At 62.8% G+C, this 26,033-nt stretch carries 28 protein-coding genes; 14 read left to right on the forward strand and 14 right to left on the reverse strand.

Annotation, left to right across the window (positions count from 1 at the left end):
• Nucleotides 1–109: 109 nt before the first annotated feature.
• Nucleotides 110–358 (forward strand): hypothetical protein, encoded by a 249-nt coding sequence (locus KDB76_RS21710; protein ID WP_212632194.1) that lies wholly within the window; start codon nucleotides 110–112, stop codon nucleotides 356–358.
• On the forward strand, nucleotides 351–728 hold the full coding sequence (locus KDB76_RS21715) for a hypothetical protein (protein WP_013973740.1): 378 nt from the start codon (nucleotides 351–353) through the stop codon (nucleotides 726–728). Before KDB76_RS21710 ends, KDB76_RS21715 begins: the two co-directional genes overlap by 8 nt.
• Before the next feature lie 333 nt (nucleotides 729–1,061).
• On the opposite strand, the gene KDB76_RS21720 is transcribed toward KDB76_RS21715, so the two are convergent.
• A complete protein-coding gene (locus KDB76_RS21720) occupies nucleotides 1,062–1,322 on the reverse strand; it encodes a DUF3077 domain-containing protein (protein WP_038410083.1) in 261 nt (86 codons plus the stop codon).
• A gap of 578 nt (nucleotides 1,323–1,900) precedes the next feature.
• Complete coding sequence (locus tag KDB76_RS21725; protein ID WP_038410084.1) at nucleotides 1,901–2,884, reverse strand: TauD/TfdA family dioxygenase; 984 nt, start codon at nucleotides 2,882–2,884, stop codon at nucleotides 1,901–1,903.
• 181 nt (nucleotides 2,885–3,065) lie between these two features.
• Between KDB76_RS21725 and azu the strand changes: the two genes are divergently transcribed.
• On the forward strand, nucleotides 3,066–3,515 hold the full coding sequence (gene azu / locus KDB76_RS21730; protein WP_024087574.1) for an azurin: 450 nt from the start codon (nucleotides 3,066–3,068) through the stop codon (nucleotides 3,513–3,515).
• A 33-nt stretch (nucleotides 3,516–3,548) separates the two neighbouring features.
• Complete coding sequence (locus KDB76_RS21735) at nucleotides 3,549–5,201, forward strand: cyclic peptide export ABC transporter (RefSeq protein ID WP_013973744.1); 1,653 nt, start codon at nucleotides 3,549–3,551, stop codon at nucleotides 5,199–5,201.
• Between the two features lie 245 nt (nucleotides 5,202–5,446).
• Here KDB76_RS21735 and KDB76_RS21740 read toward each other — a convergent pair whose 3' ends face one another.
• Both KDB76_RS21740 and cysK read right to left on the reverse strand, forming a co-directional pair.
• Nucleotides 5,447–6,382: an aspartyl/asparaginyl beta-hydroxylase domain-containing protein gene (locus KDB76_RS21740; RefSeq protein WP_013973745.1), complete on the reverse strand. Its 936-nt coding sequence runs from the start codon at nucleotides 6,380–6,382 to the stop codon at nucleotides 5,447–5,449.
• Between the two features lie 172 nt (nucleotides 6,383–6,554).
• Complete coding sequence (cysK, locus tag KDB76_RS21745; RefSeq protein WP_013973746.1) at nucleotides 6,555–7,529, reverse strand: cysteine synthase A; 975 nt, start codon at nucleotides 7,527–7,529, stop codon at nucleotides 6,555–6,557.
• Nucleotides 7,530–7,663: 134 nt separating this feature from the next.
• Here cysK and KDB76_RS21750 point away from each other — a divergent pair, with 134 nt between their 5' ends.
• The 3 genes from KDB76_RS21750 to KDB76_RS21760 all read left to right on the forward strand — a co-directional run bounded on the left by KDB76_RS21750 (nucleotide 7,664) and on the right by KDB76_RS21760 (nucleotide 11,004).
• On the forward strand, nucleotides 7,664–8,737 hold the full coding sequence (locus KDB76_RS21750) for a DUF748 domain-containing protein (RefSeq protein WP_013973747.1): 1,074 nt from the start codon (nucleotides 7,664–7,666) through the stop codon (nucleotides 8,735–8,737).
• A 229-nt stretch (nucleotides 8,738–8,966) separates the two neighbouring features.
• Nucleotides 8,967–9,812: a MoxR family ATPase gene (locus KDB76_RS21755; RefSeq protein ID WP_013973748.1), complete on the forward strand. Its 846-nt coding sequence runs from the start codon at nucleotides 8,967–8,969 to the stop codon at nucleotides 9,810–9,812.
• 13 nt (nucleotides 9,813–9,825) lie between these two features.
• On the forward strand, nucleotides 9,826–11,004 hold the full coding sequence (locus tag KDB76_RS21760; RefSeq protein ID WP_013973749.1) for a VWA domain-containing protein: 1,179 nt from the start codon (nucleotides 9,826–9,828) through the stop codon (nucleotides 11,002–11,004).
• 114 nt (nucleotides 11,005–11,118) lie between these two features.
• Here the strand turns inward: KDB76_RS21760 and KDB76_RS21765 are convergent, their stop codons facing one another.
• From KDB76_RS21765 to KDB76_RS21780, 4 genes are read right to left on the reverse strand one after another with little or no spacing between them, the layout of a single operon-like run.
• Complete coding sequence (locus KDB76_RS21765) at nucleotides 11,119–12,036, reverse strand: biotin-dependent carboxyltransferase family protein (RefSeq protein WP_038410085.1); 918 nt, start codon at nucleotides 12,034–12,036, stop codon at nucleotides 11,119–11,121.
• Nucleotides 12,033–12,719: a 5-oxoprolinase subunit PxpB gene (gene pxpB / locus KDB76_RS21770; RefSeq protein ID WP_038410086.1), complete on the reverse strand. Its 687-nt coding sequence runs from the start codon at nucleotides 12,717–12,719 to the stop codon at nucleotides 12,033–12,035. Before pxpB ends, KDB76_RS21765 begins: the two co-directional genes overlap by 4 nt.
• Nucleotides 12,716–13,495 carry a 5-oxoprolinase subunit PxpA gene (locus tag KDB76_RS21775; protein ID WP_013973752.1) on the reverse strand — a complete coding sequence of 260 codons (780 nt, stop codon included), beginning with the start codon at nucleotides 13,493–13,495 and terminating at the stop codon, nucleotides 12,716–12,718. Before KDB76_RS21775 ends, pxpB begins: the two co-directional genes overlap by 4 nt.
• 9 nt (nucleotides 13,496–13,504) lie before the next feature.
• Nucleotides 13,505–14,791 carry an MFS transporter gene (locus KDB76_RS21780; protein ID WP_013973753.1) on the reverse strand — a complete coding sequence of 429 codons (1,287 nt, stop codon included), beginning with the start codon at nucleotides 14,789–14,791 and terminating at the stop codon, nucleotides 13,505–13,507.
• Nucleotides 14,792–14,919: 128 nt separating this feature from the next.
• Here KDB76_RS21780 and KDB76_RS21785 point away from each other — a divergent pair, with 128 nt between their 5' ends.
• Nucleotides 14,920–15,831, forward strand: a complete 912-nt coding sequence (locus KDB76_RS21785) for a LysR family transcriptional regulator (RefSeq protein ID WP_023661382.1) — start codon at nucleotides 14,920–14,922, stop codon at nucleotides 15,829–15,831.
• 134 nt (nucleotides 15,832–15,965) lie between these two features.
• On the opposite strand, the gene KDB76_RS21790 is transcribed toward KDB76_RS21785, so the two are convergent.
• Genes KDB76_RS21790 through KDB76_RS21800 form a run of 3 tightly spaced genes read right to left on the reverse strand, consistent with a single transcriptional unit; the run spans nucleotide 15,966 to nucleotide 17,791 of the window.
• Nucleotides 15,966–16,487, reverse strand: coding sequence for a DUF2937 family protein (locus KDB76_RS21790; RefSeq protein WP_023661383.1), 522 nt, complete (start codon nucleotides 16,485–16,487; stop codon nucleotides 15,966–15,968).
• 9 nt (nucleotides 16,488–16,496) lie between these two features.
• Nucleotides 16,497–17,270: a class II glutamine amidotransferase gene (locus KDB76_RS21795; RefSeq protein ID WP_013973756.1), complete on the reverse strand. Its 774-nt coding sequence runs from the start codon at nucleotides 17,268–17,270 to the stop codon at nucleotides 16,497–16,499.
• A gap of 14 nt (nucleotides 17,271–17,284) precedes the next feature.
• The gene (locus KDB76_RS21800; protein ID WP_013973757.1) at nucleotides 17,285–17,791 is read right to left on the reverse strand and encodes a hypothetical protein; all 507 of its coding nucleotides are present in this window, start codon (nucleotides 17,789–17,791) and stop codon (nucleotides 17,285–17,287) included.
• 200 nt (nucleotides 17,792–17,991) lie between these two features.
• Here KDB76_RS21800 and KDB76_RS21805 point away from each other — a divergent pair, with 200 nt between their 5' ends.
• Nucleotides 17,992–20,034 carry a S9 family peptidase gene (locus KDB76_RS21805; protein WP_013973758.1) on the forward strand — a complete coding sequence of 681 codons (2,043 nt, stop codon included), beginning with the start codon at nucleotides 17,992–17,994 and terminating at the stop codon, nucleotides 20,032–20,034.
• A gap of 194 nt (nucleotides 20,035–20,228) precedes the next feature.
• Here the strand turns inward: KDB76_RS21805 and KDB76_RS21810 are convergent, their stop codons facing one another.
• Complete coding sequence (locus tag KDB76_RS21810; protein WP_013973759.1) at nucleotides 20,229–20,507, reverse strand: hypothetical protein; 279 nt, start codon at nucleotides 20,505–20,507, stop codon at nucleotides 20,229–20,231.
• 131 nt (nucleotides 20,508–20,638) lie between these two features.
• On the opposite strand from KDB76_RS21810, the gene KDB76_RS21815 reads away from it, so the two are divergent.
• The 4 genes from KDB76_RS21815 to KDB76_RS21830 all read left to right on the forward strand — a co-directional run bounded on the left by KDB76_RS21815 (nucleotide 20,639) and on the right by KDB76_RS21830 (nucleotide 23,435).
• Nucleotides 20,639–21,010: a YajD family HNH nuclease gene (locus KDB76_RS21815; protein ID WP_003259546.1), complete on the forward strand. Its 372-nt coding sequence runs from the start codon at nucleotides 20,639–20,641 to the stop codon at nucleotides 21,008–21,010.
• A 73-nt stretch (nucleotides 21,011–21,083) separates the two neighbouring features.
• Nucleotides 21,084–21,554 (forward strand): RNA methyltransferase, encoded by a 471-nt coding sequence (locus KDB76_RS21820; protein ID WP_038410087.1) that lies wholly within the window; start codon nucleotides 21,084–21,086, stop codon nucleotides 21,552–21,554.
• A 62-nt stretch (nucleotides 21,555–21,616) separates the two neighbouring features.
• Nucleotides 21,617–21,955 (forward strand): DUF2892 domain-containing protein, encoded by a 339-nt coding sequence (locus KDB76_RS21825; RefSeq protein WP_013973761.1) that lies wholly within the window; start codon nucleotides 21,617–21,619, stop codon nucleotides 21,953–21,955.
• A 128-nt stretch (nucleotides 21,956–22,083) separates the two neighbouring features.
• Nucleotides 22,084–23,435, forward strand: a protein-coding gene (locus KDB76_RS21830) for an IS3 family transposase (RefSeq protein WP_230396936.1) whose coding sequence is annotated in 2 segments (ribosomal slippage) — nucleotides 22,084–22,561 and nucleotides 22,561–23,435 — 1,353 coding nt in all. Because the reading frame shifts where the segments join, the coding sequence is not laid out codon by codon here.
• Nucleotides 23,436–23,515: 80 nt separating this feature from the next.
• Here KDB76_RS21830 and KDB76_RS21835 read toward each other — a convergent pair.
• Entirely contained in the window at nucleotides 23,516–24,724 is a 1,209-nt protein-coding gene (locus KDB76_RS21835; protein WP_013973763.1) for a hypothetical protein, read from the reverse strand.
• A 41-nt stretch (nucleotides 24,725–24,765) separates the two neighbouring features.
• Nucleotides 24,766–25,215, reverse strand: a complete 450-nt coding sequence (locus KDB76_RS21840) for a YcgN family cysteine cluster protein (RefSeq protein ID WP_015271351.1) — start codon at nucleotides 25,213–25,215, stop codon at nucleotides 24,766–24,768.
• A 144-nt stretch (nucleotides 25,216–25,359) separates the two neighbouring features.
• Here KDB76_RS21840 and KDB76_RS21845 point away from each other — a divergent pair, with 144 nt between their 5' ends.
• The gene (locus tag KDB76_RS21845; protein ID WP_038410088.1) at nucleotides 25,360–25,953 is read left to right on the forward strand and encodes a nitroreductase family protein; all 594 of its coding nucleotides are present in this window, start codon (nucleotides 25,360–25,362) and stop codon (nucleotides 25,951–25,953) included.
• The last annotated feature ends 80 nt before the right edge of the window (nucleotides 25,954–26,033 follow it).

A 26,033-nucleotide genomic window follows, 5' to 3' on the forward strand; every position in this document is an offset into this window, starting at 1 on the left:
GTAGAAGGCAGTTGGACGGAGGGCTATTTCAGCACAGGTCAGATGGCCTGTGCTGACTTGATCGGAGAATCCCTAGGTTCCTGGCTTCCACCTTAAAAAGAGGCGAGCCATGAGCATGCGCATGAACTTCTTCGGCCGATACCAAGGCCTGGACGGTGACGAAACCACCACAGGCGCCATCTGCATTGCCAGCCAAGCCAGGGGCCGTGTGCATGGCCGCAACTGGCTGCTTCAAGGCGAGCCGACTACACCCTGCCCGCTATGTGGACAAGCGGGCACCATCGTCGAGGGCATTGCAGGCATGGGCGGCGGCGAAGAATTAGGTGAAGTAATCTTCGAGGCCTTTCAAGATGATTGATCATCTGGACATAAAATTAAGGCTATTTATAGTAGCCTCCCCTTTCTGCCTCGGCTTGACCGCACTTGCAATGGACTTTCACATTGCAATTTCTCAGCAATATAAACAAATGGTCACAGCACTTCACCGAAGCCCATGTCTTTCATACGCCATAACCCTTTGGGGAGAGAAAGGCATACGTTCAAGAATGCTGGTGATTTTCATGGTAGCAGGCGCCATCACTTTCCCAATTTCAAGTATTCGCAGAGGCCTACTTGACAAAGAAGATTATGAGCAATTCCCCAAGCCATTGAAAACCAAAATAGTTATCGCATCATGGTTAAGCACAACCGGATTCACTTGGCTAGTCATAAACTATTTCATTATTTAGCCACAACAGAGACAACGCAACACACCATCTGAGAGTTCGCCAAACAGTAGGTAGTCAATGTCTGCGAAGGTGATGCTTGCGGGCTGCAAAATTCACAAATAACTTGGGCAAATGTTATGTGGTTATTTGCTTGATGGATGCCTATGGCCGCGCTCTTTGGATTCTTGTCAGGTTACGCACCATTCACGAAATAACTCGATCAGCCAAACCTTGCCTGCTGGAACCTGACCCAGATGAACCCATTCCCACAGGAGTTGTGCACACCCTGAGGCATGCACAATCCCTGTAGGAGCGGCTTTAGCCGCGAAAGGGCCAGCCCAGCCAATACAAGGATCAGCGCAGCAAACCCAACTCGGCATCATCCAGCAGCGCCTTGGCCATGGCTGCGAAGTAATGCGAAGCCCAGAGCATCTGCTGATCGCCATCCATCAAACCGGTCAGTGACAAGTCGCGTGCATAGCCCATCAGTTCCGAGGCTTGCTCCCGGGCGCTGCGGCAGGGGATGCCCTCAGCGATACGGAACAGCGGATGGGTTTGGCCTTCGCCTTGGTAGAAGTAGGTAACGCCGGGGGTGGTTTTGGTATCGTCGGTCATGGGTTCTCCTGAATGTAACGACAAACCCTGAAATGCTTACTACAGGTTTCCACACCCGATCGCTGAACCGTCAGCGACGGGCAAAGCCTAGAGTGCGGGATTTGCAGGAACAATCAGACGCATGTCGACAGAGGTTGTAGGATATTTCGCAGGGGTGGAGTTGCCAGTCCCGAGGCGTAGGAAGAGTCTGGGATTTTTGAAGGCTGCAGGAGGCATGTCTGGGGAATGCATCTGGGCTGACAGGTGTTCGCCACAACCCTTTCGGTGCCTATGAGATCGAGCGCCGCCCGCGCGGCGCTTCGCGGGACAAGCCCGCTCCCACATTTGTTGCAACGTGCCGAACCTGTCAGGCCATGGTTGCCAGCCTTGGTGGGTTGACTGGATTTCTGAGTTGGCATTGCTGCCGCATCACCTGTCTCAAGCCATGCACCCAGGCTGACAACGCCTCTCCCACAGGCATGGCCACGTTGCAACAAATGTGGGAGCGGGCTTGTCCCGCGAAGCGCCGCGCGGGCGGCGCTCGATCTCACAGACACCACACCTCTCAAGGCAGGCACATGGCAGCCCTCACTCCCTAATCAGCGCAAAAACTCGGAATGCCCCTGCGCCATCGCCACCACCACCTTGCGCTTGCCGGTAAACGGCGACCGCGCATGCGCCGCGAGCATGTTATCCAGCATCAGCACATCGTTCTCCAGCCAAGGAAAGCTGATGGTGCATTCATCCAGCACCCCGCGCACTTCATCGAGCAGCGAATCTTCGATGGTCGTACCGTCGCCGTAGTACACGTTACGCGGCAAGTCCTCTTCCTCGACGATGTCCATCAACGACTCGCGCACTTCTGGCTGCAGGTTCGACACATGGAACAGGTGCGCCTGGTTGAACCACACATCCTCCCCGGTCACCGGGTGGCGCGCCACCACCTGGCAGCGCTGGCGGGTGCGCAATTCGCCGTCATCCTTCCAGATGCACTCGATGGCATGCGCCCGGCAATAGGCCTCGACCTGGCGCGGGTCTTCAGTGTTGAACACCTGCGACCATTCCACATCAAGGCCGTTGCCGTAGTTGCGCACGTACATCAGCCCCTTCTCCACCAGCCGCTCACGAATGCGCGCCGGCATGCGTCGGTACACCTCGCGGCTGTCGGCAATCGGCGTCTCGCCACCGGTCTCGGCGGGGATCACGCTGTAGAACCAGATCTTCATCGGCCATTCCAGGGTATAGGCCTGCTCGTTGTGCAGGGGGATACTCTGGTGCGCCGGGTACTCGGTGGAGGTGTACACGCCCTTGGTCACGTTGCTGCGCGGGGTGGAGCCAAACTCGTAGTTGAGCAGCGGGTGACCGAAAGAAGCAGCGAACTGGCGGAAAGCTTCGGCACCACCCACCTCGAAGCCGCGAAACAGGATGCCGCCAGCCTGCAGCAGGTGCCGGTCCACCAGCGGCTGCAACTCGGCAAAGGCTTCCAGCAGGTCGATGCCCGGCTCCGGCGCGCGCACCAGCAGTGGCAGGTTGCCGCGTGCAGCGTCCAGGGGTTCGATCGCAAAGCTCAGCAGTTCACTCATGTCCGGTCACCTCAGGCCAGGGCCGCATAGGCGGCGAAATCGGGATGTGCGCCATGTCGGCGCCTGACTGAATGAACGAGCGGGCGATGGGGAAATTCAGCTGGGCCGCACTCACAGGTAAAGCCGGCGCGCGCCGGTTCGTCTGAACGATGTGCACCCTTCTATCGCCCAGGAACCGTACATGACTCGCCAGCTACTGCTCCTCGCCCTGCTTGCCGTGGCCCCTGCCGCCTGGTCGGCGCAGCAATGCGCCGTGGAAATCCATGGCACCGACCAGATGACCTTCGACAAGGCCGCCATCATCGTGCCCAAGGCCTGCGCCGTGTTCACCGTCACGCTCACCCACCCTGGCGACATGCCGAAGAACGTGATGGGCCACAACTGGGTGCTGAGTACCCAGGCCGACATGCAAGGCGTGCTCGACGACGGCCAGAAAGCCGGCGAGGCCCTGGACTACCTGAAGCCCGGCGACACCCGGGTGCTCGCCCACACCCGCCTGATCGGCGGCGGTGAAACAGACAGCGTCAGCCTCGACACCCGATCGCTGAAGGCAGGTACCGCGTACAGCTTCTACTGCTCGTTCCCGTTCCACAGCACCTTGATGAAAGGCTCCCTGACCCTCGGCAGCTGACCCGCCCCCACCTCACCAGCGAGATCATGCTTCATGAAAACCTCCTCCCCCGGGGCCATCCGCGAATTGCTGGGCCTACTGAAACCCTACCGCCCGGCGGTAATCGTCTCGGTGCTGCTGGGCATGCTCGGCGGCCTGGCCGTGACCGCCCTGCTGGCCACCGTCAACCAGGGCCTGCATGCCGCTGGCGGCATGAGCCAGGGCGTGATCCTGGCCTTCGCCGGCCTGTGCGTGCTGGCCCTGGTCAGCAGCGTGGCGGCCGACAGCGGCACCAACTACGTTGGGCAGAAAGTCATCGCCAGGCTGCGCAAGGACCTCGGCGCCAAGGTGCTGTCGGCGCCGATCGAGCAGATCGAGCGCTACCGCACCCATCGCCTGATCCCGGTGCTGACCCGGGACGTCGACACCATCAGCGACTTTGCCTTCGCCTTCGCCCCGCTGGCCATCTCGCTCACCACCGTGACTGGCTGCATGGCCTACCTGGCCTGGCTGTCGTGGCCGATATTCCTCATCACCCTGGCAGCCATCGGCATCGGCAGTGGCATTCAGTACGTGGCCAGGCAAAAAGGGGTGGCCGGCTTCAACGCCGCCCGCGATGCCGAAGACAACCTGCAGAAGCACTACTCGGCCATCGCCGAGGGCGCCAAGGAGCTGCGCATCGACCGCCGCCGCCGCCATGCCATGCTGACCCGCAACATCCAGGGCACCGCCGACTTCATCGCCAACACCCATATCCGCGCCATCAACATCTTCGTCGCGGCCAAGAGCCTGGGGTCGATGCTGTTCTTCGTGGTCATCGGCCTGACCCTGGCCCTGCAATCGCTATGGCCGAGCAACGACCCGGCGGTGATGAGCGGCTTCGTGCTGGTGCTGCTGTACATGAAAGGCCCGCTGGAAACCTTGATCGGCAACCTGCCTATCCTCGGCCGCGCCCAGGTGGCGTTCCGGCGCATTGCCGACCTGTCCGAGCGCTTCTCCTCGCCCGAGCCGCACCTGCTGCTGGAGCCGCCGGTCAAGCGCGCCGCCCCGGCCAGCGCGCATCTGGAACTGCACAACGTCGAGTACGCCTACCCGCCGGTGGACGGCAACGAGCCGTTCCGCGTCGGGCCGGTGAACCTGAGCATCGAACCGGGCGAGATCCTGTTCATCGTCGGTGAGAACGGCTGCGGCAAGACTTCGCTGATCAAGCTGCTGCTGGGCCTGTACACCCCGCAACGCGGCGAAGTGCGCCTGAACGGCAAGGCCGTCGGCCCGGAGGGGCTGGATGACTATCGCCAGCTGTTCACCACGGTGTTCGCCGACTACTACCTGTTCGACGACCTGCCCGAGCATGAACACAGCCTGCCCAGCGATGCCACGCGCTACCTGGAGCGGCTGGAGATCGCCCACAAGGTGAGCGTGCGCGATGGTGCCTTTACCACCACCGACCTGTCGACCGGCCAGCGCAAGCGCCTGGCACTGGTCAATGCCTGGCTGGACGGGCGGCCGGTGCTGGTGTTCGACGAATGGGCGGCGGACCAGGACCCGACCTTCCGCCGGGTGTTCTACACCGAGCTGCTGCCGGACCTGAAGCGTTTGGGCAAGACCATCATCGTGATTTCGCATGATGACCGGTATTTCGATACGGCGGACAAGGTGGTGCACCTTAGCCGGGGGAAAGTGGTGGAGGCGTTGGAGCCGGCTTGAGGCAGCAAAGGGGGCTGCGCGCCCCTCATCAACCACAATCTATAATCGCTCTATAGTCTGTCTATAATTCCCTATAAACACCGAACCAGAGTGGTTTCCTGAGAGGACGCCGGCGGGCGCTTTGCGCCCCTATCGCGACACAAGGCCGCTCCCACAGGTTCTGCGCAATTCCAGGGAGTGGCGCGGTAGCTGTAGGAGCGGCCTTGTGTCGCGATGGGCTGCAAGGCAGCCCCAACAGGCAGAAATCAGAACAGCCAGTGATACAACAGGTACACCACCACCGCCGCCAGCACCGGCCGCAGCACGCGGTAGGCCTTGGGGTTGGCGCGCTTGAACTGCTTGACCTGGCTACTGATCCGGTTGCTGAAGCGCTTGCTCCAGGCGTAGGCCTGGTTGATCCCGCCAACGCGCTCGTCATCAGTGTTCTGCGGCGCGGTGGCACGGCCGAGGAAGGCGCTGACCTTGCGGTTGATGCGAGTCATCAGCGGGCTGCTCAGCGGGCGTTCGATGTCGCAGAACAGGATAACCCGGGTAACGTCGGTCTCGTTCTTTACCCAGTGCACGTAGGTTTCATCGAACATCACGTCCTCGCCGTCACGCCAGGCATATTCCTCGCCATCGACGTAGATGCGGCAAGCATCGGAGTTGGGGGTGGACAGGCCCAGGTGGTAGCGCAGGGAGCCGGCGAACGGGTCGCGGTGCGGGTTCAGGTGGCTGCCGCCGGGCAGCAGGGCGAACATCGCACCCTTGACGTTTGGGATGCTGCTGACCAGCTCGACGGTGCGCGGGCACAGGGTTTCGGCAGAAGGCAACGGTTTGTCGTACCACTTCAGGTAAAAGCGCTTCCAGCCTTTCTTGAAGAACGAACCGAAGCCGGCGTCGTTATCCTTCTCGGCGGCGCGGATGTAACCCTCGTCGAACAGGCGCATGGCCTCTTCGCGGATTTCCTGCCAGTTGTCCTTCAGCACGTCCAGCTCGGGGAAGCGCTGACGGTCCAGGTAGGGTTTGGACGGTACGCCGGAAAACAGGTACATCAGGCTGTTATAAGGGGCGAACAGCGCCGAATGGTTGACGAACTGGCGCAACACCGGCAAGCGAGCCTTGCCGCGCAGGTGCACGAACAGCACGCTGCCAAAAAACACCAGCAAGACACCCGCCTTGGCTGCAAAGGAAAAGGTCATGCTTTCACTCCTTGAGGAAGAAACAGGGCCATTCGCCCTGCTCTCCGATAAATCATCCTGCCATCATAAACTGATCCCGCCGGGGTAAAAACAGCCTGGGCGGCAACTCAATCATGAAGATTTTGCAATAAACCAAGCCGCCAAACGTTGCGCCGGATCAGCGGCAAGGCCATTACTGCTGGTTTTCCTGCTCGCTGAACATGTCGCTGAACAGCATGCTCGACAGGTAGCGCTCGCCGGAGTCCGGCAGAATCACGACGATGGTCTTACCCTGCATTTCCGGCTTTTCGGCCAGGCGCACGGCCGCTGCCATCGCCGCACCACAGGAAATGCCACAGAGGATGCCCTCTTCCTGCATCAGGCGGATGGCCATGGCCTTGGACTCTTCGTCGGTCACCGTTTCCACCTGGTCGACGATCGACAGGTCGAGGTTCTTCGGCACGAAGCCGGCGCCGATGCCCTGGATCTTGTGCGGGCTGGGCTTGAGCTCTTCGCCGGCCAGGGTCTGGCTGATAAGCGGCGAGGCCACTGGCTCCACTGCCACCGACAGGATCGCCTTGCCCTGCGTATGCTTGATGTAGCGCGAAACACCGGTGATGGTGCCGCCGGTGCCGACCCCTGCCACCAGCACGTCGACCGCGCCGTCGGTGTCGTTCCAGATTTCCGGGCCGGTGGTTTTTTCGTGGATCGCCGGGTTGGCCGGGTTTTCGAACTGGCCCGGCAGGAAGTACTGGGCCGGGTCGGAGGCGACGATTTCGTTGGCCTTCTCGATGGCGCCCTTCATGCCCTTGGCCGGGTCGGTCAGCACCAGCTCGGCGCCCAGAGCCTTCAGCACCTTGCGGCGCTCCAGGCTCATGGACGCGGGCATGGTCAGCATCAGTTTGTAGCCACGGGCTGCGGCGACGAAGGCCAGGCCGATGCCGGTGTTGCCCGAGGTCGGTTCGACGATGGTCATGCCCGGCTTGAGCTTGCCGCTGCTTTCGGCGTCCCAGACCATGTTCGCGCCGATGCGGCATTTGACCGAATAGCCCGGGTTACGCCCTTCGATCTTGGCCAGGATGGTCACGCCGCGCGGGGCAATGCGGTTGATCTGCACCAGCGGCGTGTTACCGATGGAATGGGCGTTGTCTGCAAAGATACGGCTCATGGCAGGGGTCCTTGGCATGAAAAAAAGCAGGGAAAGACCTCAAGGGTAAGCCCGCACCGGTGGCCCGTAAAGCCTGTTCGAACTCACGCGGACTCGTTGCGGTCAACCGCACATCCTGCGTTGGAGACACTTCGATGAGAGCCCGTTATCGCTGGCCGTTGATCGGCCTGGCCAGCCTGATCGTGCTGTTGCTGGCGCTGCACCTGGCCCTGCCCTATCTGGTGCGCGACTACCTCAATGACAAACTGGCCGACATGGGCGACTACCGTGGCCAGGTGGCCGATGTGGACCTGGCCTGGTGGCGCGGTGCATACCAGATCAACGGGCTGAAGATCGTCAAGACCACCGGCAAGGTGCCGGTACCGTTTCTCGATGCACCGCTGATCGACCTGTCGGTGAGCTGGCACGCCCTTTGGTACGACCGCGCAGTGGTTGCCGAAGTAATATTCGACCGGCCGGAACTCAACTTCGTCGATGGCGGCAACAAACAGAACTCGCAGACCGGTCAGGGCACCGACTGGCGCCAGCAACTGGAAAAACTGCTGCCGATCACCCTGAACGAGGTTCGCATCGACAACGGCGTGCTGACTTTCCGCAACTTCAACTCCAAACCACCAGTCAACCTCAAGGCCACTCAGCTCGATGCCAGTATTCGCAACCTCACCAACATTCGTGACGAAAAGGGCCGACGTGATGCCAGCTTCGATGGCACGGCGCTGATCGTAGGCGATGCCAAGGTGGAAAGTCGCGCCACCTTCGACCCGTTCAGCGATTTCGACGACTTCGAGTTCCGCCTGCGCGCCACGGGTATCGAGCTGCGCAAGCTCAATGACTTCGCCAGCGCCTACGGCAAGTTCGATTTCAATGCCGGGCACGGCGATGTGGTGATAGAGGCCGAGGCGACCAACGGGCGATTGAACGGGTACATCAAGCCACTATTGCGGGATGTGGATGTGTTCGACTGGCAGCAGGATGTGCAGGAGAAGGACAAAGGCTTCTTCCGCTCGGTCTGGGAAGCGCTGGTAGGTGCAACCGAGACGGTATTGAAGAACCAGCCGAAGAACCAGTTCGCGACCCGGGTAGAGCTCAGCGGCAGCGTGCACAAACAGGATATCAGCGCCTTCGAGGCGTTTCTGCAGATACTGCGCAACGGGTTCATCGAGGCGTTCAATGCGCGGTATGAGCGTGATGCGCCGGATTCCGACTAGGATCGAGTGACGGGGCATTCAGGGACTGAATACCTGGTCTGCGTTTCCAGTCGGCGAACCCCGCGTTATAGTCGGTGACAAATCGAAAATATGTGCTGCCTGTGCTGGCCTCTTCGCGGGTAAACCCGCTCCCACAGGTATTCCACAAACCTCAGAAAAGGTGGGGTAACTGTGGGAGCGGGTTTACCCGCGAAAGGGCCGGTGCAGGCTTCCAGCAGAGGACAGACCCATGAAGTTCGAAGGCACCCGCGACTACGTCGCCACAGACGACCTGAAACTGGCGGTAAACGCGGCCATCACCCTCGAACGCCCCTTGCTGGTAAAGGGCGAACCCGGCACCGGCAAGACCATGCTTGCCGAGCAGTTGGCGGCCTCGTTCGGTGCGCGCCTGATCACCTGGCACATCAAGTCCACCACCAAGGCCCACCAGGGCCTCTACGAGTACGACGCGGTCAGCCGCCTGCGGGACTCACAGTTGGGCGTGGACAAGGTCCACGATGTGCGCAATTACCTGAAAAAGGGCAAGTTGTGGGAGGCCTTCGAGGCCGAGGAACGGGTCATCCTGCTGATCGACGAAATCGACAAGGCTGACATCGAGTTCCCCAACGACCTGCTGCAAGAGCTCGACAAGATGGAGTTCTACGTCTACGAAATCGACGAGACCATCAAGGCCAGGCAGCGCCCGATCATCATCATCACCTCCAACAACGAAAAGGAGCTGCCGGACGCCTTCCTGCGCCGCTGCTTCTTCCACTACATCGCTTTCCCCGACCGCACCACCCTGCAGCAGATTGTCGACGTGCACTACCCGAACATCAGCCAGTCGCTGGTCAGCGAGGCGCTTGACGTGTTCTTCGACGTGCGCAAGGTACCAGGCCTGAAGAAAAAGCCGTCCACCTCCGAACTGGTCGATTGGCTCAAGCTGCTGATGGCCGACAACATCGGTGAAGCGGTGCTGCGCGAACGCGACCCGACCAAGGCCATTCCACCGCTGGCCGGCGCGCTGGTGAAGAACGAGCAGGACGTACAACTGCTCGAGCGCCTGGCCTTCATGAGCCGGCGCGGCAACCGCTGACAGGAGCCGGGCCATGCTGCTCAACCTGTTCAATGAAATGCGCGCGGCCAAGGTGCCGGTGTCGGTACGCGAACTGCTCGACCTGCACCAGGCCCTGCAAAAGCGCGTGGTGTTCGCCGACATGGACGAGTTCTACTACCTCGCCCGCGCCATCCTGGTGAAGGATGAGCGCCACTTCGACAAGTTCGACCGTGCCTTCGCCGCCTACTTCAAGGGCCTGGAGAACCTGGACCGGCACATTGAGGCGTTGATCCCCGAAGACTGGCTGCGCAAGGAGTTCGAGCGTTCGCTGACCGACGAGGAACGCGCGCAGATCCAGTCGCTGGGTGGCCTGGACAAGCTGATCGAGGAGTTCAAGAAGCGCCTCGAGGAGCAGAAGGAGCGTCACGCCGGCGGCAACAAGTGGATCGGCACCGGCGGCACCAGCCCGTTCGGCTCGGGCGGCTTCAATCCCGAGGGCATCCGCGTGGGCGAGGCCGGCAAGCGCCAGGGCAAGGCGGTGAAGGTGTGGGACCAGCGCGAATACAAGAACCTGGACGACCAGGTGGAGCTGGGCACGCGCAACATCAAGCTGGCCTTGCGCCGGCTGCGCAAGTTCGCCCGTGAAGGCGCCGCCGAAGAGCTGGACATCGACGGCACCATCGACCACACCGCGCGGGATGCCGGGCTGCTGAACATCCAGATGCGCCCCGAGCGGCGCAACACGGTGAAGCTGCTGTTGCTGTTCGACATCGGTGGCTCGATGGACGCCCACGTCAAGGTCTGCGAAGAACTGTTCTCGGCGTGCAAGACCGAGTTCAAACACCTGGAGTACTACTACTTCCACAACTTCGTGTACGAGTCGGTGTGGAAAAACAACCTGCGCCGCACCTCGGAGCGCTATTCCACCTTCGACCTGCTGCACAAGTACGGCGATGACTACAAGGTTGTGTTCGTCGGCGACGCGGCCATGGCGCCCTACGAGATTACCCAGCCGGGTGGCAGCGTGGAGCACTGGAACGAAGAAGCCGGTTATGTGTGGATGCAGCGTTTCATGGAGAAATTCAGGAAGATCATCTGGATCAACCCGTACCCGAAACAGGCCTGGGACTACACCGCATCGACCCACCTGGTGCGGGACTTGATCGAAGACAAGATGTACCCGCTGACCTTGCAGGGGTTGGAGGAAGGGATGCGTTACCTGTCCAAGTGATGTTGCCGGTACCGGCCTCTTCGCGGGTAAACCCGCTCCCACAGGTATTACGCAAGCCTTGAGGCCTGTGGGGTACCTGTGGGAGCGGGTTCACCCGCGAAGAGGCCGGCAGCCTTAGCGCCAACGGTCCAGGTATACCTGCTGCTCCCGCCACGCCTCATCCTGCACCACCGCCCTGAACCGCACCACCGCCCCCGGCATGCACTGCGCCAGTTGCGCCAGCGCCAGCGGCGTCAATGCCCCCAGCCGCGGATAACCGCCAATGGTCTGCCGGTCATTGAGCAACACGATCGGTTGCCCATCCGGCGGCACCTGCACCGCCCCCAGCGGAATCCCCTCGGAAATCATCGGCGCGCCCTGGTAGACCAGCTGCGGCCCCAGCAGGCGGATGCCCATGCGGTCGGCACGGCTGTCCAGCGTCCACTCGCGGTTGAACGCCTCGAACAGGCTGGTACCGCTGAAGTCACCGATCTGTGCGCCGATCACCAGGTCAAGCACTGGCTTTTGTGGGTACTCTGGCCGCAGCGCTTCGGGTACCTCACGCAGGGTCGGCGAAGTGCCTGAGAATGCCAGAACGTGGCCTTTGCCAAGCGCAGAACCCTGACCATCGATACCGCCAAGTTCTTCCCGCACATCGGTGGCACAACTGCCCAGCACATCCTCGCCGAGGAACCCGCCAGGCGCCGCCAGATACGCTCGTACGCCCTGCTTCGGCTGCTTCAGGGTCAACCGCTGGCCCTTGACCAACGCAAAGCTGCGCCAGGGCGCCAGCGGCTGATCATCGACACGGGCATCCAGGTCGGCACCGGCCAGGGCCAGCACACAATCCTGCTCGGCGACTAAACAGAAACCACCTAGCGCCACCTCGACCACCGGCGCCGCCAACGGGTTGCCCAGCAGCCAGTTGGCCCAGTGCATCGCCACCCAGTCCAGCGCCCCGCCCTGGGTCACGCCCAAATGGCGTACGCCAAAGCGCCCGGCATCCTGCAATTGGCACAGCGGAGTACTGGCCTCGATCTTCAACTGCTTCATGCTTGTGCCTCCACATCACCGCCCAACGCCACGAACTCGTTGCGCGAAACCGGCACGAAGCGCACCCGGTCACCGGGTTGCAACAGGCTGTAGCCCTCGCGTTCACGGTCGAACAGGCGCACCGGGGTACGCCCGATCAGGTTCCAGCCACCCGGCGATACCGCTGGATAGGCCGCCGTCTGGCGCTCGGCAATGCCGACGCTGCCGGCCCCCACGCGCTTGCGCGGGGTGCTAAGGCGCGGGCTGGCCAGGCGTTCGTCCACCAGACCCATGAAACCGAAACCGGGGGCGAAACCCAGGGCGAACACGGGGTACTCGCGCTCGCTGTGCAAGCGGACCACCTCTGCTTCACTCAAGCCACTGCGGGCCGCCAACACCGGCAGCTCCGGGCCGACGCTGGCGTCGTACCACACCGGGATCTCATGGCGGCGGCCACCGCTGCCCGTGTCTGGCTGCAAGCCTTCCAGCGCTCGGATGATCAGCGCCCTCGCCTCCCCCGGCGGCAGGTCGAACTGCACCATCAGCGTGGTGTAGGACGGCACCAGGTCCAGCAAGTGCTTGCCGAACGTCGCGTGCAAGCGCTGGCTGGCGGCAAGCATCCACGGCATGTTGCCCTCATTGATGGAGTCGAACAGGCGCACCATCAGGCTGTCGATGGCCACGACTTCAATACAGTGTTTCATCGCGACTCCAGGGCATCGAGAGCCTGGCGAATCTGCCGCACAGCCGCCACCGAACTGTCGTTGTCACCGTGTACGCACAGGGTACTGGCCGCAAGCCTCAGTGCACTGCCATCGTCCGCGACGAGCGTATCGCCGCGGGCCAGGCGCACGGCCTGCTCCACCACCAGTGCCGGGTCGTGGTGCACCGCGCCGGGCAGGCGACGCGACACCAGATGGCCGCTGGCGGTGTAGGCGCGATCGGCGAATGCTTCGAACCACAGCGGCACGCCAATCTCATCACCCAGGGCCTGGGCGGCGCGGTTGTCGGCGGTGGCCATCAGCATCAGCGGCAGTTCTGCGCCATAGGCCGCCACAGCCTCCAGTACGGTGCGCAGCTTGAGCGGGTCGGCCATCATGTCGTTGTACAGCGCACCATGGGGTTTCACGTAGGCCACGTGGCCGCCCAACACTTTGCAGATACCGTCCAGCGCACCGATCTGGTAATGCAGCAGGTCGCGGATTTCCTCCGGGCTGCAGGCCATGGAGCGGCGGCCGAAGCCGACCAGGTCCGGGTAGGCCGGGTGCGCGCCGATGGTCACCCCGTGCTCCAGCGCCAGGGCCACGGTCCGGCGCATGATGCCGGGGTCACCGGCGTGGTAACCGCAGGCGATGTTGGCGCAATCGATGTAGGGCATGACCTCGGCATCCAGGCCCATGCGCCAGCTGCCAAAGCTCTCGCCCATGTCGCAATTGAGTAGCAGGCGTTCCACTGCACGGCCTCCGTTGTCGTTGTTCATATGCCTACCTTAACGCGCCTGCAGCTGTTTGCCGCGGGTTTCCGGCAGGCTCAACGCCGCCACGATCACCACCCCGTAGGACACGGCGGAGAACACGCCGATACCCAGACCCAGCGGTACCTTCTGGCCGAGCACGCCGATCAGCAGCGGGAACAGTGCTGCGATGACCTTGCCGATGTTGTAGCAGAAGCCCTGCCCCGAACCACGGATACGCGTGGGGAACAGTTCGGTGAGGAACGCGCCCATGCCGCTGAAGATACCCGAGGCGAAGAAGCCCAGCGGGAAGCCCAGCCACAGCATCACGCCGTCGCTGACCTGCATTTGCGTGTACAGCAGCACGATGACGAACGAGCCCACGGCGAACAGGATGAAGTTTTTCTTGCGCCCCAGCAGGTCGGACAGGTACGCACTGACCACATAGCCGACATAGGAGCCGACGATCACCATGGCCAGATAGCCACCGGTACCCAGCACGCTCAGGCCGCGCTCGTTCTTGAGGAAGGTCGGCAGCCACGAGGTAATGGCGTAGTAGCCGCCCAGCGCGCCGGTGGTCAGCAGGGAAGCCCGCACGGTGGTCCAGAGCATGCCTGGGGCAAAGATTTCGTAGAACTGTGCAGGTGCCTCGGCGTTTTCCACCGCCTTGGCCTCGCGATATACCTCGGGGTCCTTGACCAGGCGGCGGACGAAGATCACGAAGATCGCCGGTACCAGGCCCAGCAGGAACAGCGCGCGCCAGGCCTGCTCTGCCGGCAGCCAGGAGAACAGCAGCGCGTAGAGGATGGCGGTGAGGCCCCAGCCAAGCGCCCAACCGGACTGCACCATGCCCACTGCCTTGCCACGGTCCTGGGCGCGGATCACCTCGCCGATCAGCACCGCGCCGGCGGTCCACTCACCGCCAAAGCCGAAGCCCATCAGGGTACGGGCGATCAGCAGTTGTTCGTAGTTCTGGGCGAAGCCGCAGAGGAAGGTGAAGAAGGCAAACCACAGCACCGTCAGTTGCAGGGTGCGCACGCGGCCAATGCGGTCGGAGAGAATGCCGGCCACCCAGCCACCCACGGCCGAGGCGATCAAGGTGCTGGTGTGGATCAACCCGGCTTCGGTGGTGGTGATGCCCCACAGCATGATCAGCGTGGGAATGACGAAGCTGAGCATCTGTGTGTCCATGCCGTCCAGGCCGTAGCCGATCTTGCAGCTCCAGAAGGTGCGGCGCTGCTGTGAGTCGATGTCGCGATACCAGGCGAAGGGCCCGGACGAAGATGGGGAGCTGACCTGCTGCTGCACGCCGGTGGGGTTCATGCTTGCCTCGGCTTGTTGGTATTGTTTTATGGGCGACAATGAGTCGCGGCCTGGCTGCCATTGTTCAGACGCCGCGCCATTTGCGTCCAACGAGAAAAACCGCCGGTCTGGAACAAGAAAAACTGATCATGAACCTTCGCTTCCTCGAAACCTTCGTCTGGGTCGCCCGGCTCAAGAGCTTCCGCCTGACCGCGGAAAAGCTGTTCACTACCCAGGCCTCGGTTTCCAGCCGCATCGCCGCGTTGGAGGCCGACCTGGGCGTGAAGCTGCTGCTGCGCGACTCACGTGGCGTCAGCCTGACCCCGGAAGGCGGCAAGGTGCTGGAATATGCCGAGCGCATGCTGGAAACCGCCAAGGCCATGAAGCAGTCGCTGGACAGCGACCGGGCCAAGGTCGGGCGCATCCGTATCGGGGTGATGGACACGGTGATCCACACCTGGATGAGCGCACTGGTGGCGGAGCTGACCGAGCGTTACCCGCAGGTGGAGATCGAACTGGTGGCCGACACTGCGCTGAACCTTCGCGAGCAATTGCAGAAGGGCTTTCTCGACGTGATCCTGCAGACCGACCTGCTGCGCGAGCAATCGATCCGCAGCCTGGACCTGGCGCGCTACCCCATGGGTTGGGTGGTGGCCTCCGGCTCGCACCAGCACCGCGACTATGCCTCGCTGGCCGAGCTTGGGCGGGAACGCATCATCACCTTCTCGAAGAACTCGCGGCCGCACCAGGAAGTGCTGAGCCTGCTGCAGGGCGCGGGGGCCGAAACGCCGCGGCTGAACTGCGTGAACTCGGTGGCGGCGATTACCCGGCTGTTGCGTGACGGTTTTGGCATTGGTGCGTTGCCGCCGGCGCTGGTGGATGCCGAGTTGAGCCGGGGTGAGCTGGTATTGCTGCAGGGGCTGCAACCGCCGCCGAGCCTGGAGCTGGTGGTGGCCTGGCAGACCGGGGTGGCGTTGGTGGATGAAGTGGTCGGGGTTTGCCGGCAGGTGCTGGAGCGGTATGCGCGGGATGTGGGTGGGCAGCGGATTGTGTTGGTCTGACAGATTTGCAGTGCTTGTGCTGGCCTCTTCGCGGGTAAACCCGCTCCCACAGAGTCACCACAGGTCTTGAGGGCTGCGCAGTACCTGTGGGAGCGGGTTCACCCGCGAAAGGGCCGGCACAGGCGCAGCAAAAATCAGCGCCAGCTCTCTTTCACCGCCCCACGCCGCCCGCCCAGGATCACCCAGCCAATTGCCAGCAACAGGCTCTCGATCACGAATGCCAGCACAAACCCTGCACCAAGCCCCCAGCCAACCGCCTCGGGCACCAGCAGGATCTGGTAGCTGTAGCCATTGAGGGTTTCTTCGCGCAACTGCGGGTCGGCCTGTACCAGTACGTGCCAGGTACGCTGCGCCCATGGCGCTTGCAGCGCCTGCCATTCGTTTTCCAGCAGTTCGTTGCGGATCATCAGGCTTTCAATGCTGTTGGCATCACTGTTGAACACTGGGTCGTCGCTGCTGCGGTAATGCCGCAGCAGCGCCTGCAGGTCGCCATTGAAGAAACGTTCGGCGGTCTGCCGGAAGCCGTCGAGCGCCTCGCGGGATTCGAACAGGTGCGCCTCGACCCGCTGGCTGTAGTCCTTCACCAGCCCCGGGACCTGGATACCGGCCAGCAGGCCGAAGGTGAACAACAGCAACCGCAGGTAACTTCTGAACATGCCGCGTCCTTAGCTCTGGCCGTGCGCCACGCACTCGCCGTGCCGCCACAGGGCCCACTGACCCGGCTCGTAACGCTGCCAGGTCTCGTTCTCGGTCAGGGCCTCGGTGGCGATCACCGTGACCACGTCGTTAGGGGTGGTTTCGGTGTGAAAATCGACGATCAGGTCGACGTCCTTCAACCGCGCCGCACCAAAAGGTGCCCGGCGGGTAATGTGCACCAGCTTGGTCGAACAGAAACAGAACAGCCAGTCGCCGTCGCTGAGCATGCAGTTGAACACGCCCTGGCCGCGGTAGCCGGCACAGGCTTCGACCAGCACCGGCAGCAGCTGTTCCACCGGCACGGGCTCGGGGAAGGCGCTGCGGATGCGGTTGAGCAGGTCGCAGAAGGCCGCCTCGCTGTCGGTATCGCCCACCGGCCGGTAGAAACTGGCCTGGCCCTTGAAGTCGCCCAGCTGGCCATTGTGCGCGAAGCACCAGTTGCGGCCCCACATCTCTCGCACGAACGGGTGGGTGTTGGACAGGCATACCTTGCCGACGTTGGCCTGGCGGATATGGCCAATGACCACTTCGCTCTTGATCGGGTAACGCTGCACCAGGTTGGCCACTTCCGACTCGCTGCTGGCAGCCGGGTCCTGGAAAAGGCGCAGGCCACGGCCTTCGTAGAAGCCGATGCCCCAGCCGTCACGGTGCGGGCCGGTACGACCGCCGCGCTGCATCAGGCCGGTGAAGCTGAAGACGATATCGGTTGGGACGTTGGCACTCATGCCCAGCAGTTCGCACATAGGCGTGTCTCCGCTTACAGACGGGGCTCGACCCGGCCGCTGCCGCGGGAGACGGCTGGGGCGACAGGGGGTGGCGCATCACGGTAACGGTCGCGGCGCTCTGCGGCCAGCGGGGCCTGGGCGCCAAGCTGGTCATCTTCGGCAGCCTGGCGCTGGGCAGCGGCCTCGACCTGCGCGCGGCGCTCGCGGGCGCGTTTCTCCAGCGGAAAGCGCAGCAGCACGAAGAGGAAATACAGGGAAAACGCGCCCATGCCGTACATGGCGAAGTCGGAAACCGCGCGCCAGGCGTTGTTGCCGACCTTGAAGGCGACATCCAGGGCGGTGATGGCAATCGCCGGGGCGAAGCTGTCCTTGACCGGGTCGACGATGGTCGGGGTCAGCAGCAGCACCGCCAGCACCACCCGCAGCGGTTCGCGCAGCCAGCGCCACATCCAGCCGGTGAGCTTGAAGCCCACCATCAGGCAGCCCAGGGCGGCAACGGCGTAAAGGCCCCAGGCGAGGGTGTAGTCGTTCTCGGTCATGGTGTTCGTGCAAGCCAGGCAAAGAGATGCCTATGATAAACACTTTTCCGGGCGCAGACAGTGTTTGCCTGTACCGGCCTCTTCGCGGGCTTGCCCGCTCCCACAGGGACCGCACAGCTTTCAACAACTGTGGTGAACCTGTGGGAGCGGGCAAGCCCGCGAAGAGGCCGGCACAGGCAACCCCAATCAAGAGATCCTCAATGCCAACCAAGCCCCAACCCCCGATTGCCCACCAGGCCCAGGCCACCGACCCGTACGCCTGGCTGCAACAGCGTGACACCCCTGAGGTGCTTGCCTACCTGCAGGCCGAAAACGCCTACCAGGAAGCCTGCCTGGCCGACCAGGCGCCGCTGCGCGAACAACTGTTCGAAGAGATCAAGGGCCGCATCCTGGAAACCGACCTGTCGCTGCCGGCGCCCTGGGGCCCCTACCTGTACTACACCCGTACCACCGCAGGCGACGAGTACCCGCGTCACTACCGCTGCCCGCGCCCGGCCGACGACTCCAACACGGTAGATGAAAGCCAGGAGCAACTGCTGCTCGACCCCAACGCCCTGGCCAATGGCGGTTTCCTGTCCCTCGGCGCGTTCAACGTCAGCCCTGACCACCGCCTGCTGGCCTACAGCCTGGACACCAGTGGCGACGAAATCTTCACCCTGTACGTGAAGGACCTGGCCAGTGGCAGCGTCACCTCCCTGCCCTTCGACGACTGCGACGGCAGCCTGACCTGGGCCAACGACAGCCAGACGCTGTTCTTCGCCGAACTGGACGAGACCCACCGCCCGTGGCGCCTGCGTCGCCACACCCTGGGCAACGACGGCGCGCAGACCGTGTTCGAGGAGCCCGATGGGCGCTTCTTCCTGCACTGCTACCGCACCAGCTCCGAACGCCAGCTGGTGCTGCTGCTCAACAGCAAGACCACCAGCGAAGCCTGGGTACTGGACGCGGAAACTCCGCAGGCACCGTTCACCTGCCTGGCGCCACGGGTCGAAGGCCATGAGTACTTCCCCGACCACGGCCAGCTCGACGGCCAGTGGCGCTGGTTCATCCGCACCAACCAGGACGGCATCAACTTCGCCCTGTACCACGCCCCGGTCGCACCAGTGCCCAGCCGTGAGCAATGGCAGGTGCTGGTAGCGCACCGCGACGCGATCATGCTCGAAGGCCTCAGCCTGAATGCCGGCGCGCTGACCCTGAGCCTGCGCGAAGGCGGCCTGCCGATCATCGAGGTACGCCCGCAGGGCCTGGCACCCTACCGCGTCGAACTGCCCGACGCGGCCTACAGCCTGTACGTGCAGGACAGTCTGGAATTCGCCAGCCCACGCCTGCGCCTGCGCTACGAAGCACTCAACCGCCCAGCCCAGGTACGCCAGCTGGAGCTGGCCAGCGGTGCCCAGGCGGTGCTCAAGCAAACCCCGGTGCTGGGGCCGTTCGATGCCGACGACTATGTCAGCGAGCGCCTGTGGGCTACCGCAGCGGACGGCACCCGGGTGCCGATCAGCCTGGTGCGCCGCCGCCAGGACCTGGGCCAGACCGTGCCGCTGTACCTTTATGGCTACGGCGCCTATGGCGAAAGCCTCGACCCGTGGTTCTCGCACGCGCGCCTGAGCCTGCTGGAGCGCGGCGTGGCCTTTGCCATCGCTCATGTGCGTGGTGGTGGCGAACTGGGCGAAGCCTGGTACCGCGCCGGCAAGCAGGAGCACAAGCACAACACCTTCAGCGACTTCATCGCCTGTGCCGAGCACCTGATCGCCGAGGGTGTCACGGCTGCCGACCGCCTGGCCATCAGTGGCGGCAGCGCTGGTGGCCTGCTGATGGGCGCTGTGCTCAACCTGCGCCCCGAGCTGTTCCGCTGTGCGATTGCCGAAGTGCCGTTCGTCGACGTGCTCAACACCATGCTCGACCCCGAGCTGCCGCTGACCGTGACCGAGTACGACGAATGGGGTAACCCTGAGGAGCCGGAGGTGTATGAGCGGATCAAGGCCTATGCACCGTACGAGAACGTGAAGGAACAGGCCTACCCGGCGATGCTGGTGGTGGCGGGCTACAACGACAGCCGCGTGCAGTACTGGGAAGCGGCCAAGTGGGTGGCGCGGCTGCGCACGCGAAAAACCGACGATAACCTGCTGCTGCTCAAGACCGAGATGGGGGCTGGGCATGGCGGGATGAGCGGGCGGTATCAGGGGCTCAAGGATGTGGCCCTTGAGTACGCGTTCGTGTTCGGCGAGCTAGGTATCGTTTGAGAAAGCTGGGGGCGCTTTGCGCCCCTTTCGCGACACAAGGCCGCTCCCACAGGTACCGTGCATGCCCTGGATCCTGCGCGATCCCTGTAGGAGCGGGTTTACCCGCGAACACGGGCGAAGCCCGTGCCATCCACCGCGGCGCCTGCTTCGCGGGTAAACCCGCTCCCACAGAAAACCGGGGCAGCCGGCTGAATTCAATCATCCTGCACCGGCTGCTTCGGCGGGTCCTGGCGCAACCCCGGCAATGGCTGGTCTTTCGGCGGCCCGGGCACGGGCATCGGCGGTAACAGTGGCGCCCCCGGCTGGCTGTCATAGGCCTTGGGCGGCGTACTCGGGGTAATCTGCGGATATGGCGTAGGCGTAGGCGTACCCGGTGCACCGGGCACCGGCGTGCTCAACCGGGGTGGCGTGCTGGCAGCTTCGGCCATGGGCAGGCCGGCCAACAACAGCACAACGAGGATCGCGCGAAACATCAGCAACCTCCTGTCGGGAACCTTCCTACAGGCTACGCCTAAATCAAAGCTTTCGCCTGTCCGCCTGCCCCGCAAGCGCGCTAGACTCAGCGCATAACCGTCATTTGCCTGATCAGAACAAAGGAAACACCATGAGCTCCACCTCTTCCGCCGCCGCCACCGCGCGCCTGGACCGCATCCTGGCCGATGCCAAGCGCGACAAGGAAATGGGCTACCGCGACAAGGCCCTGAAAATGTACCCGCACGTCTGCGGCCGCTGCGCCCGCGAGTTCTCCGGCAAGCGCCTGAGCGAGCTGACCGTGCACCACCGCGACCACAACCACGACAACAACCCGCAGGACGGCTCCAACTGGGAGCTGCTGTGCCTGTACTGCCACGACAACGAGCACTCGCGCTATACCGACCAGCAGTACTTCAGCGAAGGCTCCACCAGCACCCCGAGCATCGCCAAGGCCACCCACAACCCGTTCGCCGGGCTGGCGGGCATGCTGAAGAAAGACTGACCATCGATTCACCGCCCCGCTGCTACCGGGCAGCCCGTATAATCGCGCTTTTTTTCGCGAAGGGCCCCGGTACGTGGCAAACAAACGATACAGCTGCATTGGCCTGTTCAACCCCAAGTCGGCAGAAAACGTCGGCTCGGTGATGCGCGCCGCGGGCTGCTATGGCGTCAATTCGGTGTTCTACACCGGCAAACGCTACGAGCGTGCGCGTGACTTCGTCACCGACACCAAGCGCGTGCACTACGACATCCCACTGATCAGCATCGATGACCTGCAGCGCATCATCCCGCTGGGCTGCACGCCGGTGGCCGTGGAGTTGGTGGAAGGCGCGCGGCCATTGCCGGAATACACCCACCCGGATCGGGCCATCTACATCTTCGGGCCGGAAGACGGCAGCCTCAGTGCCGATGTGCGGGCATGGTGCGAAGAGACCATCTACATTCCGACCGAGGGCTGCATGAACCTCGCAGCGACGGTGAATGTGGTGCTGTATGACCGCATGGCCAAGGGGCTGTATACCCGTTCGGGGCCCAGGTTCAAATAGCCGACTGAACGATGGCGGCGGCCGACAGGTCACCTGCATACACTTCAGACGGAGACCTTGCCATGCTTGATATCCATTCGGCAGCGACATCGCAAGACAAGAACGTTCACGGCCTGGAGCGCGCCAGTTCGCTGGCTGGCGGCGCGTTGATGGTCAGCAAGGGGCTGCGCCACGGCGGCCTGGTCGGGTTGTTGCAGATCGCAGTTGGCGGCTTGGCACTGGCTCGGGGCTTCAGCGGGCATTGTGCGACCAAGGCCTGGTGGCAGCGGCACCGGCAGGAGTATCACCGCTTGCGTTCGGACATCGAGCGCAGTGCTGCGGAACTGGAGGCGTTGAAGGCCAGTGCCGAGGCGGCGACGCGGGGGGTGACGGTAACCGGGAAGGATCCGTTGGCCAGTTGATTTTGCACCGCCTGTGCCGGCCCTTTCGCGGGTAAACCCGCTCCCACAGGATCACCGAGGCTTCGGCCTCTTCGCCGTACTGGACTGCCCCCAAGAAGTTGGACACCAATCCAACCCTTGGGGGATCTATGGGTAAATACACAGAGCAGTTCAAGCTCACGGCTATCACCGCTTACCTAGAGGGCAGCCGGGGCTTTCGCAAGGTGGCACAACACTTTGGCATCGATTTCAGCCTGCTTCGGCGCTGGGTTGCTGGCTACCAAGTCGATGCCAGCCTCGGCCCTCGCTCGCATGGTCGCCGCTACACCGAGGAATTCAAGCGGCGGGTGCTCAAGTACATGCTTGAGCATCGCCTGTCCCTGCGCCAAACAGCGGCGCACTTTGACCTTGGACAGTCCTCACAGATAGGCATTTGGCTGCGGCAGCACTACAGTGGCAGTCCTGAAGCCACTCTCGCCAAACAAAGAAAATCAGCCGTGCCGAAGAAAATTAAGCCCATCAAGCCGACAGATACCAATGACGCAGAGAAATCTCGTGAGCAGTTGTTGAGCGAGCTCGAGTATCTGCGCATGGAGAATGATGTCCTAAAGGAGTTAAAGGCTCTGCGAGAGGAGAAGGAGCGAACACGGACGAAAAAGCCCTGATCGTCTGTAAATTCAGACATAAATATCCGCTGCCTGACCTCTTGCAGATGGTGGGGTTGGCACGCAGTACCTTTTATTACCAGATCAAGTGCCAGCAAAAGCCGGACAGGCACGCCTCGCTCAAGGAGTTGGTGCAGCGTGTCTATCACGAGGAGAAAGGGCTGTATGGCTACCGCCGCATTGCCCTTGCCATCAGGAATCAGGGGACCTTGGTCAACAAGAAGGTCATTGAACGGTTGATGGCTGAGCTTGGTTTGCAGTCCGTTGTACGCCCGAAGAAGTATCGATCCTATCGCGGCATTGTCGGCAAGGTGGCAATGAATTTGCTGGAGCGTAATTTCGTCGCGCAACGCCCCAACCAGAAGTGGGCGACCGATGTCACTGAGTTCAAAGTGGCCCAACAAAAGCTCTACCTGTCGCCCGTGATGGACTTGTACAACGGTGAGATCATCGCCTATGAAACAGCTTGCCGGCCTACTTATGGCTTGGTCGGGAACATGCTGGAAAAGGCGCTCGATGGGTTGGGTGAAAAGCCCAAGCTAGTGATCCACTCAGACCAAGGATGGCATTACCAGCAGCCCCAATACCGCCATAAGCTCGCAGCGCGCGGTGTGAAGCAGAGCATGTCTCGCAAGGGCAATTGTCTGGATAATGCAGCGATGGAAAGCTTCTTCGGCACACTGAAGTCAGAGTTCTTCTACCTGAAGCGCTTTGAAAGCGTCGAACAGCTGAAGGCGGGCCTGGAGGAGTACATCCATTACTACAACCATGACCGCATCAGGCTGAAACTCAATGGCCTGAGCCCTGTCAGCTACAGGACTCAGGCCACTGGCTAAAACTGTCCAACTTTTCGGGGGCAGTCCATACTGTGGGAGCGGGTTTACCCGCGAAGAGGCCGGCACAGGTGCAGAAACGGCTAGCGCAACGCCTTGCTCTGCAACACCTCTGAGCGCCGCCCCAGCACGTTCTCGCTGATCTGCACGAAGTCTTCGGTGCTGACGCTGGGCAGGCGCATCAACCCGCGTGCCACATCGTCCAGCGAGCGTTTGGCCTGAGTGTGGATGCGGATTTCCTTGTCCAGCGCTTGCAACAGCATCACTCCGCGCGCCACCTGCGCCGGGGTGGCATGCTCGCCCTTGAGCCGGGTGACCTTGGCGCCCTGCTTGCTCAGGCGCGCCTGCCAAGCCTCGTAACGGTCGTCACTCACCCCGCCCGAGCGGCGCAGCAACTCGCTGGCATAATAGTCGTTCAGGCTTTCCACCAGCCAGTCACTGCCATCACGCCCATGGATCTGCGCAAACAGTTGCACCACTTCGCGCAGCAACGGGCTGCTGCCATTCTCGCTGACCATCGGCCGGGCACTGTGCAGGTACAACGAGCCCTGCGCGGCGGTCGCCCCACGCCACATGCCGTCGCGAGCGCCGACCAACAGCAGCTTCGGCGGGTTGCGCGGGAAAACCGCCTGCAATTGCGGCCAGACAAAGGTCAGCATGGTCAGGTTGTCCATGCGCCGCATACCCTGCCCCACCGGTGCGGCCACGGTGACCTCGGTTTCGCCCAGGCGGGCGCGGCGGCTGCCCAGGTCGCCGGCGAGCATCCAGCCTGTGGGGCGGTCGAACAGGCGCGAAACGTTGTCGATGCGGAACTTGTCCTTGCCGATACGCGGCCAGGAGGTCTCAATGCTCTTCCAGCCCTCCGGCAGGTCGAACGCCAGCCGCGCCACCAGTTCGGTGCCATCCTGCTGGTCGAGGCGCGCAGGCGGCACCAGCTGGTCGCCCAGGAACAGCGCCCAATGCGGGGTGATGCGCGATGAATAGGCGCCGCTGCCGCGTTTCTGGTCCAGCTGCACGCGGTAGCTGAGGCTGGTCTTGCCGGCCGCCGGTTGCCACACGCCGCGCTGGCCCTGCAGTTGCCATTGGCCATCAGCCTGGAAGCCACTGTAGGCCCCAGCCTTGCCCAGGTCGAAATCCAGGCTGCGCACGGCACTGCCTTCGGCCAAGGTGAGGCGGACCTCCGCCTGGCCGCTGGCTGGCAACAGGCGCACCTGATAGTCGAGGTCGACCTTTTTCGCCCAGGCCGGCGAACTGGCCATCAGGCCAAACAGCAACAACAGCTGGCAACGCATACAGAAACTCCTTGTTTCCCCGTGGCAGCGGGCCGCGCCGGTCAGCTGGCGCGGAAGATCAGATGGTCTTCCCAGTCGTCTTCGTGCACATCGTGTTCACTGAGCATGCGCCCCGACTGGGAAATGCGCTGTTCATGGACCTGCTGGCGATCGCCGCAGACCAGGTGGTGCCAGGCCGGCAGGTCCTTGCCCTCACTGACCAGGCGGTAGCCGCAGGTACTCGGCAGCCACTTGAACTGGTCGGCCTTGCCCGGGGTGAGCTGTATGCAGTCAGGTACCTGGGCGAAGCGGTTGGGGTAATCGCTGCACTGACAGGTGTGCAGATCCAGCAGTTTGCAGGCGATGCGCGTGTAATAGACGCTGTTGTCGTCCTCGTCCTCGAGCTTTTGCAGGCAGCACAGGCCGCAACCGTCACACAGCGACTCCCACTCTTGCGGGCTGAGTTGTTCGAGGGTCTTGCGCTGCCAGAACGGCGCGTTTTCAGCGATCATGACACGGGTTTCCTGCATTCATCTTGGAGCCACGGCGCGCGGCGGCGCCAGTCTAGAGCCTGGCCTTCGGCAAAGCCAGACCGCTTGTCAGTCGCGACGCGACGCAGTAGCGTGCGCGTTTACCGCCCTTTTGCAGGAGCCGCCATGAGCGCCAACCCCCGCATTGCCGATTACGCCATCAACGAGCAGTTCATCAACCGCTGGTCGCCACGTGCCTTCACCGCCGAGCCGATCAGCGAGGAAACCTTGCTGAGCTTCCTCGAAGCTGCACGCTGGGCGCCCTCGGCGAACAACTCGCAACCTTGGCGCTTCCTCTATGCCCGCCGTGACACGCCGAACTGGGAGCGTTACCTGAACCTGCTGGTGCCGGCCAACCGCAGCTGGACGCAACAGGCATCGGCGTTGGTGCTGGTGATTTCCAAGACCACCTACGCCGCCCCGGGCGCCACGGAAGAAAAGCCGGCGCTGTGGCACACCTTCGACACCGGCTCCGCCTGGGGGCACCTGGCCCTGCAAGCCAGCATCAGCGGCTGGCATACCCATGGCATGGCCGGTTTCGACCAGGAGCTGGCGCGTCAGGAGTTGAAGGTTCCTGAAGGCTACGTGCTGCATGCCATGGTGGCAATCGGCAAGCTGGGCGATAAGGCCAGCCTGAACGAAGCGCTGCAGGCGCGTGAAGTCCCGAGCCCGCGCAAGCCACTGAGCGAGCTGGCTGCCGAGGGTGATTTCAGCTTGTAAGCCTTTATTGGCTGTACCGTCCTCTTCGCGGGTAAACCCGCTCCCACAGGATCTCCACTGCCCCATGGGGCCTGTGTTGA

Source organism: Pseudomonas sp. JS425 (assembly GCF_018223845.1).
GTDB classification, from domain to species: domain Bacteria; phylum Pseudomonadota; class Gammaproteobacteria; order Pseudomonadales; family Pseudomonadaceae; genus Aquipseudomonas; species Aquipseudomonas asiatica.

Bases quoted from the DNA above. Each gene is read 5' to 3' on its own strand.
- KDB76_RS21710 (WP_212632194.1), top strand. From the start codon at position 110: ATGAGCATGCGCATGAACTTCTTCGGCCGATACCAAGGCCTGGACGGT.
- KDB76_RS21735 (WP_013973744.1), top strand. From the start codon at position 3,549: ATGAAAACCTCCTCCCCCGGGGCCATCCGCGAATTGCTGGGCCTACTG.
- KDB76_RS21785 (WP_023661382.1), top strand. From the start codon at position 14,920: ATGAACCTTCGCTTCCTCGAAACCTTCGTCTGGGTCGCCCGGCTCAAG.
- cysK (WP_013973746.1), bottom strand. From the start codon at position 7,529: ATGAGCCGTATCTTTGCAGACAACGCCCATTCCATCGGTAACACGCCG.
- KDB76_RS21725 (WP_038410084.1), bottom strand. From the start codon at position 2,884: ATGAGTGAACTGCTGAGCTTTGCGATCGAACCCCTGGACGCTGCACGC.
- KDB76_RS21815 (WP_003259546.1), top strand. From the start codon at position 20,639: ATGAGCTCCACCTCTTCCGCCGCCGCCACCGCGCGCCTGGACCGCATC.
- KDB76_RS21740 (WP_013973745.1), bottom strand. From the start codon at position 6,382: ATGACCTTTTCCTTTGCAGCCAAGGCGGGTGTCTTGCTGGTGTTTTTT.
- KDB76_RS21720 (WP_038410083.1), bottom strand. From the start codon at position 1,322: ATGACCGACGATACCAAAACCACCCCCGGCGTTACCTACTTCTACCAA.
- KDB76_RS21760 (WP_013973749.1), top strand. From the start codon at position 9,826: ATGCTGCTCAACCTGTTCAATGAAATGCGCGCGGCCAAGGTGCCGGTG.
- KDB76_RS21845 (WP_038410088.1), top strand. From the start codon at position 25,360: ATGAGCGCCAACCCCCGCATTGCCGATTACGCCATCAACGAGCAGTTC.
- KDB76_RS21825 (WP_013973761.1), top strand. From the start codon at position 21,617: ATGCTTGATATCCATTCGGCAGCGACATCGCAAGACAAGAACGTTCAC.
- KDB76_RS21800 (WP_013973757.1), bottom strand. From the start codon at position 17,791: ATGACCGAGAACGACTACACCCTCGCCTGGGGCCTTTACGCCGTTGCC.
- KDB76_RS21790 (WP_023661383.1), bottom strand. From the start codon at position 16,487: ATGTTCAGAAGTTACCTGCGGTTGCTGTTGTTCACCTTCGGCCTGCTG.
- azu (WP_024087574.1), top strand. From the start codon at position 3,066: ATGACTCGCCAGCTACTGCTCCTCGCCCTGCTTGCCGTGGCCCCTGCC.
- KDB76_RS21795 (WP_013973756.1), bottom strand. From the start codon at position 17,270: ATGTGCGAACTGCTGGGCATGAGTGCCAACGTCCCAACCGATATCGTC.
- KDB76_RS21840 (WP_015271351.1), bottom strand. From the start codon at position 25,215: ATGATCGCTGAAAACGCGCCGTTCTGGCAGCGCAAGACCCTCGAACAA.
- pxpB (WP_038410086.1), bottom strand. From the start codon at position 12,719: ATGAAACACTGTATTGAAGTCGTGGCCATCGACAGCCTGATGGTGCGC.
- KDB76_RS21780 (WP_013973753.1), bottom strand. From the start codon at position 14,791: ATGAACCCCACCGGCGTGCAGCAGCAGGTCAGCTCCCCATCTTCGTCC.
- KDB76_RS21750 (WP_013973747.1), top strand. From the start codon at position 7,664: ATGAGAGCCCGTTATCGCTGGCCGTTGATCGGCCTGGCCAGCCTGATC.
- KDB76_RS21715 (WP_013973740.1), top strand. From the start codon at position 351: ATGATTGATCATCTGGACATAAAATTAAGGCTATTTATAGTAGCCTCC.
- KDB76_RS21775 (WP_013973752.1), bottom strand. From the start codon at position 13,495: ATGAACAACGACAACGGAGGCCGTGCAGTGGAACGCCTGCTACTCAAT.
- KDB76_RS21765 (WP_038410085.1), bottom strand. From the start codon at position 12,036: ATGAAGCAGTTGAAGATCGAGGCCAGTACTCCGCTGTGCCAATTGCAG.
- KDB76_RS21805 (WP_013973758.1), top strand. From the start codon at position 17,992: ATGCCAACCAAGCCCCAACCCCCGATTGCCCACCAGGCCCAGGCCACC.
- KDB76_RS21755 (WP_013973748.1), top strand. From the start codon at position 8,967: ATGAAGTTCGAAGGCACCCGCGACTACGTCGCCACAGACGACCTGAAA.
- KDB76_RS21835 (WP_013973763.1), bottom strand. From the start codon at position 24,724: ATGCGTTGCCAGCTGTTGTTGCTGTTTGGCCTGATGGCCAGTTCGCCG.
- KDB76_RS21810 (WP_013973759.1), bottom strand. From the start codon at position 20,507: ATGTTTCGCGCGATCCTCGTTGTGCTGTTGTTGGCCGGCCTGCCCATG.